The 17092-nt window shown below is 73.3% G+C and carries 14 protein-coding genes and 1 pseudogene; 9 read left to right on the forward strand and 6 right to left on the reverse strand.

What is annotated here, in order from left to right; translation table 11 throughout:
* Positions 1 to 230: 230 nt before the first annotated feature.
* Positions 231 to 686, forward strand: coding sequence for a hypothetical protein (locus ABTW72_RS12410; RefSeq protein WP_350857776.1), 456 nt, complete (start codon positions 231 to 233; stop codon positions 684 to 686).
* Here the strand turns inward: ABTW72_RS12410 and ABTW72_RS12415 are convergent.
* Positions 683 to 1843, reverse strand: coding sequence for a class I SAM-dependent methyltransferase (locus tag ABTW72_RS12415; protein WP_350857779.1), 1161 nt, complete (start codon positions 1841 to 1843; stop codon positions 683 to 685). The genes ABTW72_RS12410 and ABTW72_RS12415 overlap by 4 nt on opposite strands.
* 88 nt (positions 1844 to 1931) lie before the next feature.
* Positions 1932 to 3620, reverse strand: coding sequence for a DEAD/DEAH box helicase (locus ABTW72_RS12420; RefSeq protein WP_350857782.1), 1689 nt, complete (start codon positions 3618 to 3620; stop codon positions 1932 to 1934).
* 348 nt (positions 3621 to 3968) lie between these two features.
* Between ABTW72_RS12420 and ABTW72_RS12425 the strand changes: the two genes are divergently transcribed.
* Positions 3969 to 4610 (forward strand): ferritin-like fold-containing protein, encoded by a 642-nt coding sequence (locus ABTW72_RS12425; RefSeq protein WP_238689107.1) that lies wholly within the window; start codon positions 3969 to 3971, stop codon positions 4608 to 4610.
* Positions 4611 to 4685: 75 nt separating this feature from the next.
* Here ABTW72_RS12425 and ABTW72_RS12430 read toward each other — a convergent pair whose 3' ends face one another.
* Positions 4686 to 4913, reverse strand: a complete 228-nt coding sequence (locus tag ABTW72_RS12430; protein WP_196919870.1) for a DUF3107 domain-containing protein — start codon at positions 4911 to 4913, stop codon at positions 4686 to 4688.
* 64 nt (positions 4914 to 4977) lie between these two features.
* A complete protein-coding gene (locus tag ABTW72_RS12435) occupies positions 4978 to 5616 on the reverse strand; it encodes a TetR/AcrR family transcriptional regulator (protein ID WP_030489514.1) in 639 nt (212 codons plus the stop codon).
* A 1832-nt stretch (positions 5617 to 7448) separates the two neighbouring features.
* On the opposite strand from ABTW72_RS12435, the pseudogene ABTW72_RS12440 reads away from it, so the two are divergent.
* The 6 genes and pseudogenes from ABTW72_RS12440 to ABTW72_RS12465 all read left to right on the forward strand — a co-directional run.
* Positions 7449 to 9161: pseudogene (locus tag ABTW72_RS12440) on the forward strand (hypothetical protein); the annotation flags it as partial.
* 23 nt (positions 9162 to 9184) lie between these two features.
* Entirely contained in the window at positions 9185 to 10159 is a 975-nt protein-coding gene (locus tag ABTW72_RS12445) for an alpha/beta fold hydrolase (protein ID WP_350857786.1), read from the forward strand.
* A 5-nt stretch (positions 10160 to 10164) separates the two neighbouring features.
* Positions 10165 to 11019: a DUF3152 domain-containing protein gene (locus tag ABTW72_RS12450; protein WP_350857789.1), complete on the forward strand. Its 855-nt coding sequence runs from the start codon at positions 10165 to 10167 to the stop codon at positions 11017 to 11019.
* A gap of 188 nt (positions 11020 to 11207) precedes the next feature.
* The gene (locus tag ABTW72_RS12455) at positions 11208 to 11945 is read left to right on the forward strand and encodes a DUF3152 domain-containing protein (protein ID WP_350857792.1); all 738 of its coding nucleotides are present in this window, start codon (positions 11208 to 11210) and stop codon (positions 11943 to 11945) included.
* Between the two features lie 123 nt (positions 11946 to 12068).
* Complete coding sequence (gene moeZ / locus ABTW72_RS12460; RefSeq protein ID WP_112584748.1) at positions 12069 to 13250, forward strand: adenylyltransferase/sulfurtransferase MoeZ; 1182 nt, start codon at positions 12069 to 12071, stop codon at positions 13248 to 13250.
* Positions 13251 to 13345: 95 nt separating this feature from the next.
* Positions 13346 to 14233 carry a prenyltransferase/squalene oxidase repeat-containing protein gene (locus ABTW72_RS12465; protein WP_350857910.1) on the forward strand — a complete coding sequence of 296 codons (888 nt, stop codon included), beginning with the start codon at positions 13346 to 13348 and terminating at the stop codon, positions 14231 to 14233.
* A 13-nt stretch (positions 14234 to 14246) separates the two neighbouring features.
* Here the strand turns inward: ABTW72_RS12465 and ABTW72_RS12470 are convergent, their stop codons facing one another.
* A complete protein-coding gene (locus ABTW72_RS12470; RefSeq protein ID WP_091402551.1) occupies positions 14247 to 15488 on the reverse strand; it encodes a glutamate-5-semialdehyde dehydrogenase in 1242 nt (413 codons plus the stop codon).
* A gap of 90 nt (positions 15489 to 15578) precedes the next feature.
* Positions 15579 to 16736, reverse strand: a complete 1158-nt coding sequence (gene proB / locus ABTW72_RS12475) for a glutamate 5-kinase (RefSeq protein WP_350857795.1) — start codon at positions 16734 to 16736, stop codon at positions 15579 to 15581.
* Positions 16737 to 16749: 13 nt separating this feature from the next.
* Here proB and ABTW72_RS12480 point away from each other — a divergent pair, with 13 nt between their 5' ends.
* Positions 16750 to 17064 (forward strand): MGMT family protein, encoded by a 315-nt coding sequence (locus ABTW72_RS12480; RefSeq protein ID WP_238657423.1) that lies wholly within the window; start codon positions 16750 to 16752, stop codon positions 17062 to 17064.
* Positions 17065 to 17092: the final 28 nt, after the last annotated feature.

A 17092-nucleotide genomic window follows, 5' to 3' on the forward strand; every position in this document is an offset into this window, starting at 1 on the left:
TCCCACCGGAGCACCGGGACGATGCGCCTTCCGAGGGTAGTACGCCAGGGGCCGGAAACAATTGACTGACCGCACAAACTGTCCCGTGGACGAGACTTTCTCCGGAAGCGTGTGTGCAGAACGAAAATTGCATCGAGCGATCTTCATCATTCTTCCACTAAGCTCGGTGCCCGTCCCGACATCGGGTCTGTCGCCTGCCGCCTCCGACCGGACCATCGCCGAGGAGCACCATGGCCGAATCGAGCCGCCCCCAGCCGTACCAGCCCGGTGCGGTGAGCCTCTTCTTCGTCGCCAAGGCCGGCGTCTTCGCCGCCGCGTTCTGGATCTGGTTACTGGTCCTGGTGCTCCGCACCGACTCCGCGACCGGTCTCCAGGTGCTGGCCGCCACCGGCACCATCACCACCACGCTCGTCGCGGTCCTGCTCGGCGCCCGGATGGCGTTGCAACACAACGCCGCCATCCGGCACGCCGAGGTGAAGAAGCTGCTGGTCGACATCTCCTGGAACGCCTTCGCGGCGGCCGGCAACGCCGAGACCGGGGGCAAGGTCGTACCATTCCCGACCGCACCGGGCGACGGTGAGTGGGCCGCCCAGCGGCCCGCCGCCGACCGGGTGTCGGTCGTCGATCGTGGTGCCAGCGAGCGCAACGGTGGCCGGGACCGCCGACGCCAGCCGCCCAGGAGCTAGGAGACGGGCGTCTCTCCGACGGCCAGCAGGGTCTCCAGCCGGGGAGTGACCTGCCACTGGTCCACCAGCTCGCGGTACTCCGCGCGCTGTGGCTCGGTCGCCTCGGCACCGGTACGACGGGCGCGGATCAGCAGGTTGCGCGGGGTGTGCTGCGAATCCACGAACTCCACCACCTCGGTCCGGTACCCGTGCACCCGCAGCAGCCCGGCGCGCAGCGCGTCGGTGAGCACGTCGGCGAAGCGCTCGCGCAGGATGCCCTGCCGGGTCAGCAGCTCGTACGGGGCCGGGGCGGGATGGGCGCGGAGCTGCTTCGCCAGATCGTGGTGGCAGCACGGCGCGGCCAGCACCCAGCGGGCCTCCCAGCGCACCGCCCGGGCCAGCGCCTCGTCGGTGGCGGTGTCGCAGGCGTGCAGCGCCAGCACCAGGTCGGGGGCGGGGTCGACGACGGCGTCGGCGATCGTCCCGGCCACGAAGCTGACCTGGTCGGCCCAGCCCAGCCGCTGCGCCAGCTCGGTGTTGCGTCGCCGCTGGTCCTCCCGGACGTCCACGCCGACCAGCTGGACGTCGAGCCCCCGACTCGTCAGGTAGCGGTACGCGGCGAACGTCAGGTAGGCGTTGCCGCAGCCCAGGTCGACCACCCGTAGCGGACCGGTCAGGTCGTCGGGCAGGGTCGCGGCCAGGGCCCGCAGGAACGCGTCCACCTGGCGGCGCTTGGCCGCCGAACCGCCGATCTCGGCGAAGATCGGGTCGCCGGGGTCGAGCAGGTATTCCTTCGTCCGGTCGTTGCCGGTGGGCGTCGCCGCCGGACGGGACGTCGCGGCCCGGTGCACCTGCGCCTCGCCGGACTTGGTCACCCGCAGTTGGAGGGTCGCGTCGGCCGTCTCGACGTGCCAGTTGCCGAACGGCTCGGCGAGCAGTTCGTCGATCGCCGCAGCGGCCTCCGGACCGGAGGCGAGATTGCGGGTGTAGGGGCGCGCACCGTCGGACGTGGTGATCTGCATCCGGGGCCCGGCCTTGAGCCGCACCGGCCGCAGCTCGGCCCGCTCAACGGTGGGGCGGCGACCGCGTCGACGTCCGGCGGCGACCGCCCGGGTCAGCGCGGGGTCGAGCAGCAGCGCCCGAACCTCGGTCAGGGCGGCGTCCAGTGGTTGCGGCATCGTTCCATCTTCGGCAGGTGGGGTGGGAGAAGGGAACATCCCCCGCGCCGCGCGAGGCGGTGCGGGGGATGTCAGGTGTGGCTGGTGGTCAGTCCGCGGTCGCCTCGGCCGGCGTGTCCGCACCGGAACCGCCACCACGGCGACGGCGTCGGCGGCGCGGCTTGGACGCCTCACCCTCGGACGCGGTGGCCGGCTCGGAGGGGCCGGCGTCGGCGGAGATCACCGCGGTCGCCTCGGCCGCGACCGCCTCGCCGGCCCGGCGACGACGCCGGCGGCGGGGGGTACGGGTGCCTTCGTCCGCGGCGTCGGCCCCGGGTGCCTCGGCGACGGCCGGCGTGCCGGCGTCGGAGCGGTCGCGGCGGCCATCGCCCCGACCACGGCGCTCGCCGCGACCCTCCCCACGGCTCTCGCCGCGTCGGGGGCCCCGACCACCGCTGTCGCCCCGGCGGGAGCGGGTCGTCCCACCCAGATCCTCTTCGATCTCGGCGGACAGCCCGGCCCGGGTGCGCTCGGCCGTGGGCAGCGTGCCGCTGACCTCGGTGGAGATGTGCAGGTCAGTGTAGAGGTGCGGCGACGTGTGGTACGTCTCCGGCGGCTCCGGCATCTCCAGACCGAGGGTCTTGTCGATGATCCGCCAGCGCGGCATGTCGTCCCAGTCGACGAAGGTCACCGCGACACCCGTCGCGCCGGCCCGGCCGGTACGACCGATCCGGTGGGTGTAGGTGTCCTGGTCTTCCGGACAGTCGTAGTTGATGACGTGGGTGACGCCGGTGACGTCCAGCCCACGGGCCGCCACGTCGGTGGCGACCAGAATGTCGATCTTGCCGGCCCGGAAGGCCCGCAGCGCCCGCTCACGGGCGCCCTGGCCGAGGTCACCGTGCACCGCGGCGACCGCGAACCCGCGGAAGTCGAGATCCTCGGCGACCCGGTCGGCGGCCCGCTTGGTACGCGTGAAGATCATGGTCAGCCCACGCCCCTCCGCCTGGAGGATGCGCGCCACCACCTCGACCTTGTTCATCGAGTGGGTGCGGTAGACCAACTGCTGCGTCTGCGGCGACGGGCCGGTGTCGGCGGTGTGCCCGGCGTGGATCGTCATCGGCTGGCGCAGGAAGCGTCGCGACAGGGTGACGATCGGGTCCGGCATGGTGGCCGAGAAGAGCATCGTCTGCCGGTCTTCCGGAAGCATCGCCAGGATCTTCTCGACGTCGTCGAGGAAGCCCAGGTCGAGCATCCGGTCGGCCTCGTCGAGGACGAGTGCGTGCACCCGGTCGAGCCGGAGGTGCTTCTGCTTCTGCAGGTCCATCAGTCGGCCGGGCGTGCCCACCAGGATCTCGACGCCCTTGCGCAGCGCGTCGATCTGCGGCTCGTACGCCACGCCGCCGTAGATCGGCAGCACCCGGACGCCACGCGTCCGGCCTGCGGCGGCCAGATCCTTGGCGACCTGGATGCCCAGCTCACGGGTGGGGACGACGACCAGCGCCTGGGGGACGCCGTCGCTGCCCTCGCCCGGGGCGAAGACCCGGTCGAGCAGCGGTACGCCGAAGCCGAGGGTCTTGCCGGTGCCGGTGGGCGCCTGGCCGATCAGGTCGACGCCGCGCAGCGCGATCGGGATCGCGTACTCCTGGATGGCGAAGGCGCGGGTGATGCCGGCCGAGGCCAGGGCCTCGACGGTCTCGGCGCGGGCGCCGAGTGCGGCGAACGTGGGGGCCTCCGGTCGAACCGGGGCGGTGGGGGCCAGTTCCTGGCCGTCCAGCAAATCTTGAGTCAGGTCGCTCATGTGGATGTGGGGGTGCCCTCTCGTGGGTGCGCCCGTCATGTCCTCAGGGCGCGTTCGGTATGACGCGGGCCACACGGTCGGCGGCAGATTGCCGAGCCGGACCGGGCCGCACGCGCGCCGCGGGCTGAGCTTCGATCAGATCGGCGCCCACGGCAACTGCTCCATGTTACCTGAACAGGCATGCCCCCGTCCCGATTCCCGGTCGGCCACTCGCCACGCGGGGCAAGTAAATGTGACCTACGCCACACTATTGCGCCGTTCACCCCGTCGACCTTGACCGTGGAGTTGGGCTGGGGTGCGAAGTGCGCGGGACACGCGCGAGGGCCGGTACGCGATAGCCTGCCGCTCGTGTCCGCCTCCGGTTCCGCGTACGCCGACCTGCTGGGTCTGGTCGCCTTCGGTGAGCTGCTCGCCTTCGAGCGGATGGCGGGCGATGCCCGGCTCGCTCCTGACCTGCGCCGCCGAGCCGCACTGAACGAGATGGCCGCGGCCGAGATCGCCAACTACCGGCGCCTCGCCGACCGGCTCACCGCGCTGGGCGTACCGCCGGAGGATGCGATGGCGCCCTATGTCGAGCCGTTGCAGGCGTACCACGATTCGACCGAGCCACGGGACTGGGCGGAAGTGGTCACTAAGGCGTACGTGGGCGACGCGATCACCGACGACTTCGTTCGCGAGATCGCCGATGCGCTGGAGGAACCGGACCGGGCGCTGGTGCTGGACGTCCTGCACGACTCCCGGTACGCGGACTTCGCCGCGGCGGAGATCCGGGTGGCCGTCGCCGACGACCCCCGGGTGGCCGGTCGGCTCTCGATGTGGGCCCGGCGGCTGGTCGGCGAGGCGTTGTCCCAGGCTGGCCGCGTCGCCGCCGAGCGGGCCACCCTCACCGCGCTGATCGCACGCGACGGCCGGGTCGACGTGCCGGGGCTGTTCGGCAGGCTCACCACCGCGCACACCGCGCGGATGGCCGCCGCCGGGCTGAACAACTGACCACCCGGGTGGGTCGGCCGGTGCCGGCCTGCGGCAGGTGGGCCGAGTGCCGACCTGCCGCGATGGCCGGACCGGTCAGCGGACGGTGAACCCGACCGCCCGGGACGACGCCTCGGCGATCTCGACGTAGGCGACCTTCTCGATCGGAACGATGACCCGCCGGCCCTTCTCGTCGGTCAGGGAGAGCGTGCCGCCGTTGCCGGCGAAGGCGTCGGTCACGATCTGCTCGATCTCGGCCGGCGACTGCGCGCTGTCCAGTACCAGCTCGCGCGGCGCGTACTGCACGCCGATCTTGACCTCCACTGTGCCTCCTCAACTGGGGCGAAAGAACCGCCCTGCGAAGGCTATCCGATCACGGGGTCGGCGGTCAGGCTGACTCACCTTGCAGCGGGAAGCTCGCGATGCCCCGCCACGACAGCGCGGCCACCAACGCCTCGGCCTCGGCCTTCGGCACCTGCCGGCCGCCGGCGAGCCAGAACTGCGCGGCAGTCTCCGCCGCGCCGACCAGCCCGGAGGCGAGCAGCTCGGCGTGCGCCCGGCTCACGCCGGTGTCGGAGATGATGGTGTCGGTGATCGCCGCGATGCAGCCCTGCTCGACCCGCTCCACCCGTTGCCGCACGGCCGGGTCGTTGCGCAGATCCGACTCGAAGACGAGCCGGAACGCTTCGCTCTCGTGGTCGACGAAGTCGAAGTACGCCCGTACCGACGCGCTGACCCGTTCCTTGTTGTCGCTGGTACCGCGCATCGCGTCCTGCACCTGAGCGACGATGGCGTCACAGTGCGTGTCGAGCAGCGCCAGGTAGAGATCCATCTTTCCGGGAAAGTGTTGGTAGAGCACGGGCTTCGAGACCCCGGCCCGCTCGGCGATGTCGTCCATCGCGGCGGCGTGGTAGCCCTGCGCGACGAACACCTCCTGCGCCGCAGCGAGAAGCTGCTTACGACGCGCGGAGCGGGGCAGGCGGGTGGGCCGGCCAGCGGTCTGTGCACCGTTCCCCGCAGCGGTCATGGGATCCTCCGAGTTCTCCGTACGAGCCGGCATTTTCCCCCCAGACCGGGCGAGGCCCGTGACCTCGGTCGTGGAAATGGCCCGCCGCTGTAACTTATCGCCACTCTCGGCACACGGTAGCCTCAGCGGGGGCGACCAAGGAGCGCGCGGTGAGTGAAACAGGGCAACCCGGAGCCGCCACCCCGGGAGAGCACGGTGACGGAGCGGGTCAGCACGACGACCCGAACCGTTCCGTCAGTGGGTGGGCACCTCCGGCGGGTGGGTGGCCCCGAGCCGCCGACCGCGAGGACGCCCGGGATGAGGCGCCGCGCTGGCAGCCCGACCCCGCGTCGGGCTGGCGGACCTCCTCGACACGGCACGGCGATCTGCCATCGCCGCTGGTCGGGCGGTCGGGCGACCCCGAGCCGCCGGCCCGCACCAACGGCCACCACGTCAACGGCGCGCACCACCCGGACGACGTCAACGGCGTCCACCACCCCGGTCTCGAACCGCCCGCGGCACGCGCCACGCCGGTGAGCGCCCCGCCCGGGCTGCCCGCCGAGGGTCGCCCCGGGGCGGCCAGCGACCGGCTCGTGGTGCCCGCCCAACGTCCCGCACCGCCAGCGGAGCAGGGTGCCGTCGAGCCCGACCCGGGCCCCGCCCCACACTCCACGGTCGATCCGGCTGCCGCGCACCGTGCCCGTTGGGCCGAGCCCGGGTTGCCCACCTCGGCCCCGCCGGCCGTCCAGGTGCCGCCCGTCGGCACCGCGGCGTCGGGTTTCGAGGTGCCGCCCGGTTTCCACGCGCCGACCGGCGAGCGGCTGGCCGCCGACGAGAGTCCGACCGCGCCACGCGACTGGAGGGACCCGCTCGCACCCGAGCCCGCGACCTCGGGACGCACCCCGGGCCCGGTCGCGTCCGCCGGCGAGGGCGAGCCCGGTCGCGCTTCCGAGGGTTCCCGGCCGGCAGAGACGCATCGCACCGGAGAGGCGCATCGCACCGGGGACGTGCACCGTCCCGGCGAAACGCACCGGGCCGGGGAGTCGTCGGCCATCGAGCCCGACTGGTCGGGGCCGAGCTGGAACCGCCCGAGCTGGGGTGGCGGGTGGGCCCCGCCCTGGTCCCGCCAGGACGACGAGCCGGCTGGCCCGACAGCACGGGACGAGTCGGCGCCGGACTGGGTCGGCGAACCCCACCAGCCGTACGAGCCGGTGCGCGCCGAGGTGCCCCGCCCGTACGAGCCGGTGCGCGCCGATCCGCCCCGGGCGTACGAACCCGGCCGGGGCGAATCCGAGTCCACCCCGGAACGCCCCGCCAAACCGACCAGTGCACCACCCGCTGACCGTCCGTCGTGGGCAGGTGGCGCGACGCCGACCAGTGGCCCGCCCGCTGACCGTCCGTCGTGGGCGGGTGGCGCGGCGCCGACCAGTGGCCCGCCGGCCGACCGTCCGTCGTGGGCGGGTGGCGCGGCGCCGACCAGTGGTCCGCCGGCCGACCGTCCGTCCTGGGCGGGGTCCGGGACGACCGGCGGATCCCGGCCCGACCGTCCGTCCTGGGCTGGCGGGGCCGATCCCGACCCCACCAGCGCGTCGCCCGCACGGCCCTCCTGGGCCGGGGGGTCCGATCCGACGCCGACCAGCGTGCCGCCGGTACGGCCGTCCTGGGCCGGCGGGTCCGAGGCGGCGACCAGCGTGCCCCCGGTACGACCGTCCTGGGCCGGTGGGTCCGAACCGCCCGCGACCAGCGCGGCGTCGACGCGACCGTCCTGGGCCGCCGGTGCCGATCCGGCACCGGCCAGCTCCGCGCCGACGCGGCCCTCCTGGGCCTCCAGCCCGGCACCGGCCGACCCCGCACCGGCCGAGGCGATACCTCCGGCACCCGCCGGCCCACCTCCGGCTCCGGCCGGGCCACCTCCCACGCTGACCGACACGCCTCCGGCTCCGGCAGGCCCCTCGCTGGTCGCCGAACGCTCGTCGTGGACCGGCGGTTCGCCGACGGCGAGCAGTTCCCGGGCCGAGCGGCCGGACTGGTCCGAGGGCCGGCTCCCGGCCACCCCGGTCGAGCGCCCGTCGTGGCCGGCCAGCCGGTCGGCCAGCGCTGGCGGGGGCGATGGAGGCGAGACGCCCGGCCGGTCCCGGCCCGACGTCCGACCGACCGCACCCTTCCGGCTCCGGCCGGCGACACCCGAGCCCGGCCCGTCACCCGTCGAGCCGCCCCCACCGGCCGCGCCGGTCAACGGCCTGCCATCGACTGACGCCACCCCGTCCTCCACCGCAGCGGTCCCGCCCACCGCCACCAAGGGTTCCGGCCGCCGCGATCAGCCCGCACCGGCGTCCGCCTCCGCCTACGCGGCGCGCCGATCCGCACCCGACCCGACGTCGCCGGCCGACGATGGTCGGCCGTCGGCTGCGAGCGCGGTGGTGCTGCCGCAGCGCGTCCCCGCGGAACCGGACGTGCCCGTCGTGCCGGAGCCGCCAGCCGTGGAGCCACCCGCCGAAACCCCGGAACTCGCCCGCATCGCCACTCACCTGCGCCGGGACGACGAGCCAGCGCCCCTGCGCGAGCGCCCCGAGGGGTTCGATGTCAACGCCATCCTGGACGCCGTCCGGGAGGTGGCCGGGGTCCGCGACGCGGCCCTGCGCCGTACGCCGGCGGGAGCGCACAGCCTGCGACTGGACCTTGCCGACGGCGCCGACCCGGCCGAGGTGAGCCGGCAGGTGGCCCGACTGCTCCAGGAGCGGATGGGGTTGGCCGCGGCCCCGCAGAACGTGCCCGGCCTGCCCAGCACGCCACCACCACCGGTTCGCCGTCGCGCGGCCGAGCCCGCCGAGCGGCGTACCCCGGAGACCCGGAACGCGGCTTCGCGCGATCCCGGCGAGGTTCGGTCGGCCGAGTCGCCGACGGTCGCCCGCCCGTCCGGCGGCCGGGTCGAACCCCCGCCGGCCGGCCCGGAGCAGCGGACCGGCACGGACCCGACGCGCCGCCGCCGATCGAACGCTCCGCACCGGGGGCGCGCCACGGTGGAGGAGCCCGGGTCGGTCTCGTCCGCGCCGACCGGCGCCGCGACCGGTAGCCCGGCGACGCTGGGCACGTCGTACTCCGGTGGTCAGGTGACCACGACGGAGTCGGCGCCGTCCCGGCCGCTGGAGACCGGCGGCACGCCGGGGCCCCGAGTGGTGATCGACCACGTGCAGGTCAGCACCTTCGGCCTGGACGCGAACGTGGAGGTCCGGCTGCTGGCCGGGGGCGACAGCGCCTCCGGGTACGCCACCGGGCCGGCGGTGGACGGCTACGTGTTGCGGCTCTGCGCGGTGGCGGCGGCGGCCGCTGTGGACGAGTTGCTGCGCGGTGCCGAGAACGCCGAGCGTGGGCGCTGTTTCGTCGAACACGCGGCCGTGGTGCCGTTCGGCAATTGCGAGGTGGCCACCGTGGTGGCGCTGCTGGTCTGCGAGGGCTGGGTCGAGCAGCTCGCCGGGTCGGCCCTGGTCGCGGGTGATCCGCGTCAGGCGGTGGTCCGGGCGACGCTGGCGGCGGTCAACCGTCGGCTGGAGGCGCTGCTGTCCTGAGTGGTTCGAGGCAGACTGGAGCAATGAGACGCGCCACCCTCTGGCCGGACCACCTGCTCCCCGACGACCGCGTTCCACCGCCGTGGCCGGGCCGGGAAGTCCGCCTCGGCGGCCGGGTCACGTACGTCCGGGACACCCCGGCCACGGCCGCCGGGGCGGAGCCGGCGCTGTACGTGCACGGGTTGGGCGGGTCGTCGCAGAACTGGACCGACCTGGCCGGGCTGCTCGCCGACCGGCTGGACGGTCAGGCCATCGACCTGCCCGGCTTCGGCCGTAGCGAGCCGGGCCCGAGCTACACGATTCCGGCCTTCGCGGATCTGGTCGTCCGCTGGATCGAGCAATCCGGTCGAGGGCCGGTGCACCTGTTCGGCAACTCGCTGGGTGGCGCGGTCGCGGTCCAGGTCGCCGGGCTCCGGCCGGATCTGGTCCGCACCCTCACCCTGATCTCCCCGGCGCTGCCGTTCCTGGATTTCCGGCGCTCGTTGCAGGGGCGGATGCTGCCGGTGCTCGCCATTCCCCGAGGTGAGCGGCTGGTCGCCCGGCACCTGACCCAGCTTGCTCCCGAGGTGATGGCCCAGCAGGTACTGGAGGCGTGCGTCGCCGACCTCAGCCGGATCTGCGATCAGCGTCGGGCCGAGGCGCTGGAGGAGATCCGGGTGCGGTACGAGGCCGAGCACTACGCCGCCGCGTACGTCCGGACGTTCCGTGGGCTGGTCTCCAGCTTCCTGCGGGCGTACCTGCCGGGGCCGGGGTCGCTGTGGCGCCTCGCCGAGGCGGTACGCGCACCGACCCTGGTGGTGGGCGGTCTGCAGGACCGTCTGGTCGACGTGCGGGTCGCGCCGCAGACCGCCCGCGTCATTCCGGACAGCCGATTGATGATGCTCAAGGGCGTCGGCCATGTGGCGCAGTTGGAGGTTCCCCGGCTGGTTGCCCGCGCGGTGGTCGGCCTGCTCGCCGAAACGGAGGACGCCGCGGGGCGGTCTGATCTGGCAGGCTGACCTGGATGCCCAGCTCAGCCCGCCATCCTGCTCGCCGTCGGCGACGTTTCGCGCTGTTCGCCCAACTGGTGGCGGTGGTGGTGGCCGTCGGTGCGGCGGTGACCGTGATCGCCGAGGGGCCGGGTGGGCATCCCGGCGCTGATCGGTTGGCCGCCGAGGAGATCGGCGCGCCGCTGCCGCCGCCGCTGGTGGCCGGGCCGTTGCCGCCCGACCCCTCGCCCTCTGCCGCGGTTCCGTCCAGCCCGCCACCGGTGTTGCGGGTGCCCGGCGCGGTTCCGAGCGCCGGCACTGGCGGGTTCGGCTACGACGCCCGTTCCGGCCCGGTGCTGGGTCGGGCGGGTGAGCTGCGGCGTTACCGGGTCGCTGTGGAGTCGGGCAGCGCCGAGGACGTCACCGAGTTCGCCCAGGCTGTTGAGGTGGCGCTCGCCGGGCCGGGCAGTTGGGTCGACAGCGGCAGGTTGCGGCTACAGCAGGTGCCGGGAGCTGCGCCTCGGGACTTCACCGTCTACCTGGCCACCGCCCGGACGGCGGGTCGGATGTGCGCGAAGGGTGGGGTGGACATCCGGATCGGCGGTCGCCCGTACACGTCCTGTCGGGCACCCGGCCAGGTGATCATCAATCTGGATCGGTGGCGGTTGTCAGTGCCGCACTTCGTCTCGGCCGGCGTGCCGTTGGCGGTCTACCGGACGTACGTGGTCAACCACGAGGTGGGTCACCAGCTCGGGCATCGGCACGAGCGCTGCCCCGGTGCGGGCCGGCCGGCGCCGGTGATGATGCAGCAGACGCTGTTCCTCAACGGCTGCCGGGTCAACCCGTGGCCGTACCTGAACGGGCGTCGACACACCGGTCCCGCCCTGTGAGGTGATCTGCCCGACACGCCGATCAGTGACCCCTCCATCAGGCGTCTTGCGGCAATAGCGATAAAAACGGAGAAATGCCCGAATAATCTGGCAGCCTTGATCGTATGACGCCGTCGTCCCCTTACGGCCCGCCCCGGCCGCCCGAGCCCTGTTCGGCGTTGCGGGGTGTGCGTCCCGCGTTCGTCCGAATGCATCGGCGTCGTCGTCGCAGCATGCTGCTCGGCCTGCTGGTGCTCGCGACCGCCATCGGGGTGACGGTGAGTCGGAGCGGCGAGCCGTCGGCCGATCCTCCGGCCACCGCGCAGGGCGGAATGGGCCACGGAGGCGGGGTCGCCGCGCACCCGGCGCCCACCGGGTATCCGTCGGTGGGAGCGGGACGCTTCACGGCAGCCGACGGCGAGACAGCCGTGCACGGCACGGACGGGCCGCTGCACCGATACCGGGTCGTCGTCGAACGCGGTGCCGGCCAGGACGCCGACGTGTTCGCCGCCAGGGTGGACGAGGTGCTGGCCGACCCGCGCAGTTGGATCGCGTCCGATGAGCTGCGGGTGCAACGGGTGGCCGACGCCGGGGAGGCCGACTTCACCATCTACCTGGCCACCCCGGTCACGTCGGAGCGGATGTGCGCCGAGGGCGGGTTGACCACCGAGGGCTACACCTCCTGTCGCCTGCCCGGTCAGGTGATCATCAACCTGGCCCGCTGGATGGAGGCGGTCCCCGACTACGGCGCTTCGCTGGACACCTACCGGACCTATGTCATCAACCACGAGGTGGGCCACGAGTTCGGCGAGGAGCACGAGGCGTGCCCCGGCCCGGGGGAGCCCGCCCCGGTGATGCAGCAGCAGACGTACGGGCTGCAGGGCTGCGTCGCCAACGCCTGGCCGTACCTCGACGGTCGTCGCTACGCGGGGGACATCGTCCCCTGATCTGCCGGCTCGTCGGTTATTCCCGCTCCCGCATACCGGACCACGTGTCGTCCCTCATGGCCGAGGGGGGCTCCCGCGAGCAACAATGGCGCGGTTCACACCGCCGATCCCGGGGAGTCCACCGTGTCGTTGCCCCCGCTCGTCGAGCCCGCCGCCGAGCTGACCGTAGACGAGATCCGCCGCTACTCACGTCACTTGATCATCCCGGACGTCGGGGTGACCGGCCAGAAGCGGCTGAAGAACGCCCGGGTGCTCTGTGTCGGCGCCGGTGGCCTCGGGTCGCCCGCCCTGTTGTACCTCGCCGCGGCCGGGGTCGGCACGCTCGGGATCATCGACTTCGACACCGTCGACGAGTCGAACCTCCAGCGCCAGGTCATCCACGGCGTCTCCGACATCGGCCGGTCCAAGGCCGAGTCCGCCGCCGCGTCGATCCGCGAGATCAACCCCCTGGTCAACGTGGAGATCCACAACACCGCGCTGGACCGCGAGAACGTCCGCGAGATCTTCGCCCAGTACGACCTGATCGTCGACGGCACCGACAACTTCGCCACCCGCTACATGGTGAACGACGCGGCGGTGCTGCTGGGTAAGCCGTACGTCTGGGGCTCGATCTACCGCTTCGACGGCCAGGCGTCGGTGTTCTGGGCCGAGCACGGCCCCTGCTACCGCTGCCTCTACCCGGAGCCGCCGCCGCCCGGCATGGTCCCCTCCTGCGCCGAGGGTGGCGTGCTCGGGGTGCTCTGCGCGTCGATCGGTTCGATCCAGGTGAACGAGGCGATCAAGCTGCTCACCGGCATCGGTGAGCCGCTGGTCGGCCGCCTGATGGTCTACGACGCCCTGGAGATGGAATACCGCAAGATCAAGGTTCGCAAGGACCCGAACTGCGCGCTCTGCGGCGACAACCCGACGGTCACCGACCTGCTGGAAGACTACGAGGACTTCTGCGGCGCGGTCTCCGAGGAGGCCCAGGAGGCGACGCTCGACTCGACCATCACCGCCCTGGAGCTCAAGGAGTGGCAGGACGCCGGCAAGGACATCTTCCTCGTCGACGTACGCGAGCCGGCCGAGTACGAGATCGTCCAGATCCCCGGCGCCACCCTCATCCCCAAGGGCGACATCATCTCCGGTGAGGCCCTCGCGAAGCTGCCGCAGGACCGGCAGATCGTGCTGCACTGCAAGTCCGGCGTCCGCTCGGCGGAGGCGCTCGCCGCGCTCAAGGCGGCCGGGTTCAAGGATGCCGTGCACGTGCAGGGCGGCGTGCTCTCCTGGATCAAGCAGATCGACCCGTCGCTGCCCGCGTACTGACCGATCGAGCCGGGGTGGCCCACGCGGCCGCCCCGGCGAATCGACGCAGATGACGCCGAGCGGCCGTCCGGCCGGAGCGACGCAGCCATTCCGGGCTGGCCGATTCTCCGAGGCGGCATCGCGTCTGCGCAGGTAGCGTCTCCGCCGTGGTCGACTTGGAAGCTGCGATCGGGTTCGTCGTGGCGCACGGCGATGCGGTGGAACGCGCCCGCCTCTCCTGGCTCCGCAACGGCACCGCCGTGCCCGCCGAGTTGCTGGAGACGGCCGAGGTCGGCCAGTCACCGGACGGCGGTTGGCCGGCCACCTGGGGCGGCGAGGTCGCCTCGATCGACGCCACCTGCTTCCGGCTCGTCGAGCTGGACGACCTGGGAGCGCTCGGCCGTCCCGCCGCCCGCCGTGCCCTGGACTGGCTGGCATCCCGGCAGCAGGCCGACGGCGGTTGGGAAGAGGACGCGTCGCTGACCGACTCGGCACCGGAGTGGGCCCGTCCCGGCGACCCGGAGGCCGGGTTCCTCGTGTCGGCCAACGCCGGCTTCTGGCTCACCGTCGCGGGCCTGGACGCCCGGGCCTCGGGTCCGCTCGACCATCGGGTCGGTGGGGCGTACGCCGGGGTGGTGCAGGCGGCGGCCCACTCGCTCGCCGCGCGGCTGCGCCCGGACGGTAGCTGGCCGTCGTACCTCGCCGCCGGCTGGCTGAGCGCGGCCGTGCTGCACCGGCAGGAGATGTTCCAGGAGTCCGCCCGGATCCAGGTGGTGCTCGCCGAGCGGATGCCGAAGATGTCCCCCGGGGACGTGGCGTGGCTGGCGGCCACGTTGCGCCGCGCCGGCGTCGACCCACAGGACTGGATCATGGTGCGGGCGCTGCGCCGGCTGACCGAGACCCAGCGCAGCGACGGCGGCTGGGAGAGCGACGACGGCCACCAGTTCGACGTGCACGCCACGCTGGCCGCGATCCGCGCCGCCCGCCCCACCCCGCCCGGCTGAGCGGCCCCCGTCGCTAGCGCACGTGCCCGTCGCCGGTGACCACGTACTTGGTGCTGGTCAGCTCGGGCAGGCCCATCGGGCCGCGGGCGTGCAGCTTCTGGGTGGAGATGCCGATCTCCGCACCGAAGCCGAACTCGCCCCCGTCGGTGAACCGGGTCGACGCGTTCACCATGACCGCCGCCGCGTCCACCCTCGCGACGAAGTCGCGGGCCGCGCTCGCCGAGTCGGTGACGATCGCCTCGGTGTGCCCGGTGCCGAAGCGGCGGATGTGCGCGACCGCCGCGTCCAGCGAGTCGACCACCGCCACCGAGATGTCGGCGGACAGGTACTCGGTGGCGTAGTCCTCCTCGGTCGCCGGGACCACGGCGGCGGAGTGGGCGGCCACCTCGGGTGAGCCGTGCACTGTCACCCCGGCCTCGGCGAACGCGGCCAGCACCGGCGGCAGGAACGCGTCGGCGATGCCCGCGTGCACCAGCAGCGACTCGGCGGTGTTGCAGGTGGACAGGCGTTGCGTCTTGGCGTTCAGGGTCACCGCGACGGCCTTCGCCAGGTCGGCGGCGGCGTCGACGTAGACGTGGCAGTTGCCCACCCCGGTCTCGATCACCGGCACTGTCGACTCCTCGACCACGGTGCGGATCAGCGACGCGCCACCACGCGGAATGAGCACGTCGACCAGACCGCGGGCGCGCATCAGCTCCTTGACCGAGTCACGGGAGCTGGCGTCGAGCAACTGCACCGCGTCGGCGGGCAGACCGGCCCCGGCGACCGCGTCGCGCAGCACAGCTACCAGCGCGGCGTTCGAGTGCGCGGCCGACGACGACCCGCGCAGCAGCGCCGCGTTGCCGGACTTGAGGCAGATCCCGGCGGCGTCCACCGTCACGTTGGGTCGCGCCTCGTAGATGATGCCGACCACCCCGAACGGCACCCGGATCTGGCGCAGCTCCAGGCCGTTGGGCAGGGTGGACCCGCGGACCACCTCGCCGACCGGGTCGGGCAACGCGGCCATCTCACGCAGCGCGTCGGCGATGCCGGCCACCCGACCAGCGTCAAGCGCGAGCCGGTCCAGCACGGCCGCGCTCAGCCCGGCCTCACGGCCGGCCGCCAGGTCCGTCTCGTTCGCGGTCAGGATCTCCGGGGTACGGGCCACCAGCGCGTCGGCCATCGCCACCAGCGCGGCGTCCTTGACCGTACGCGTGGCCACGGCCAACTCCGCGGCGGCGTCCCTCGCCCGTCGCGCCTGCTCGGTCACGCTCATGCCGGCACTCCGCCACGCTGCGTGCCGCCCTGAGGCACCACCGCACTGATTCGATGATTCGCTCGCTGACGCTCACTCATTGTCGACTCCTTAGAGCAGCACCAGGTCGTCGCGGTGGACGACCTCTCGTTCGTACGCCGGGCCGAGCGCCGCGGCGAGTTCGGACGTGGAGCGGCCGAGCAGCCCGGGTAGCTCCACCGCGTCGTAGTTGACCAGCCCGCGGGCGACCGATGCGCCGGCGGTGTCCACCAGGTCCACCGGGTCGCCGGCCGTGAACGTGCCGTCCACGGCGGTGATGCCGGCCGGGAGCAGCGACTTGCGCCGCCCGACGACGGCGGCCACCGCGCCCGGGTCGAGGTGCAGCCGCCCCCGGGGTGAGGTGGCGTGGGCCAGCCAGAACAGCCGGGCCGTCGGGCGTCGCCGCTGCGGGTGGAAGAGCGTGCCGACCGGTTCGCCGGCCAGCGCCGGCGTGGCCAGGTCGGCGGCGGTGAGCACCACCGGGATGCCGAAGCCGGTGGCGATCCGGGCGGCCTCGACCTTGGTCACCATGCCGCCGGTGCCGACGCCGGACCGGCCGGCCCCGCCGATGGTGATGCCGGCGAGGTCCGTCTCGTCGCGCACCTCGGCGATCCGGGTCGAGCGCGGGTTGGTGGGGTCACCGGTCCAGAGCGCGTCCACGTCGGAGAGGAGCACCAGCAGGTCGGCGTGCACCAGCGCGGCCACCAGGGCGGCCAGCCGATCGTTGTCGCCGAACCGGATCTCCTGGGTGGCCACCGTGTCGTTCTCGTTGACGATCGGCACCGCCCCCAGGTCGAGCAGCTTGCGCAGCGTCCGGTACGCGTTGCGGTAGTGCGCCCGCCGGGTCACGTCGTCGACGGTGAGCAGCACCTGCCCGACGGTGCGGCCGTGCCGGGCGAAGCTGGCCGCGTACCGGCCGATCAGCAGCCCCTGCCCGACGCTGGCGGCGGCCTGCTGGGTGGCCAGGTCGCGCGGGCGTCGGGACAGCCCGAGCGGGGCGAGCCCGGCGGCGATGGCGCCGGAGGAGACCAGCACCACCTCGCGCCCTTCGGCGGTGAGTCGACCGAGGGTGTCGACCAGCGTGTCGACGCGCTCGTCGGCCAACCCGCCGGTGGCGGTGGTCAACGAGGAGGATCCGATCTTGACGACGACCCGCCGGGCCGTCGTGACTGCGTCGCGCACCCGACCATTCTGCGTGGTCACGGCCGCACCGCCCGGCGGCGTTCCCATATGGTGGCGGATTGTGACTCCAGACGAGTACGTCGAGGCGGTGCTCGACCTGGTCGAGCGGATCCCGGAGGGCCGGGTCATGTCGTACGGCGGGGTGGCCGACGCGCTGTCCGAGCGCTCGGGGCGTGCCTCGGCCCGGTTGGTCGGCAACATCATGGCCCGGCACGGCGGCTCGGTGCCCTGGCATCGAGTGGTGACCGCGAGTGGGCGACTGCCGCCGGGGCACGAGCGGGAGGCCCGGGCCCGACTGCGGGCCGAGGGAGTGCCGCTGCGCGGCGAGGGAGTGGACATCACGGCGGCGGGCTGGTCGCCTGATGAGGGGATGTGACCGACGTCTAAACGTGAGTAACATTCGG

This window comes from Micromonospora sp. NPDC127501 (genome assembly GCF_040302185.1).
Taxonomy (GTDB): Bacteria; Actinomycetota; Actinomycetes; order Mycobacteriales; family Micromonosporaceae; genus Micromonospora.

What these genes read in the sequence shown, in the direction of transcription:
- ABTW72_RS12415 (WP_350857779.1), bottom strand. Translation starts at nt 1,843, where the DNA reads ATGCCGCAACCACTGGACGCCGCCCTGACCGAGGTTCGGGCGCTGCTG.
- ABTW72_RS12470 (WP_091402551.1), bottom strand. Translation starts at nt 15,488, where the DNA reads ATGAGCGTGACCGAGCAGGCGCGACGGGCGAGGGACGCCGCCGCGGAG.
- ABTW72_RS12420 (WP_350857782.1), bottom strand. Translation starts at nt 3,620, where the DNA reads ATGAGCGACCTGACTCAAGATTTGCTGGACGGCCAGGAACTGGCCCCC.
- ABTW72_RS12450 (WP_350857789.1), top strand. Translation starts at nt 10,165, where the DNA reads ATGCCCAGCTCAGCCCGCCATCCTGCTCGCCGTCGGCGACGTTTCGCG.
- ABTW72_RS12455 (WP_350857792.1), top strand. Translation starts at nt 11,208, where the DNA reads ATGCATCGGCGTCGTCGTCGCAGCATGCTGCTCGGCCTGCTGGTGCTC.
- proB (WP_350857795.1), bottom strand. Translation starts at nt 16,736, where the DNA reads ATGGGAACGCCGCCGGGCGGTGCGGCCGTGACCACGCAGAATGGTCGG.
- ABTW72_RS12410 (WP_350857776.1), top strand. Translation starts at nt 231, where the DNA reads ATGGCCGAATCGAGCCGCCCCCAGCCGTACCAGCCCGGTGCGGTGAGC.
- ABTW72_RS12445 (WP_350857786.1), top strand. Translation starts at nt 9,185, where the DNA reads ATGAGACGCGCCACCCTCTGGCCGGACCACCTGCTCCCCGACGACCGC.
- ABTW72_RS12435 (WP_030489514.1), bottom strand. Translation starts at nt 5,616, where the DNA reads ATGACCGCTGCGGGGAACGGTGCACAGACCGCTGGCCGGCCCACCCGC.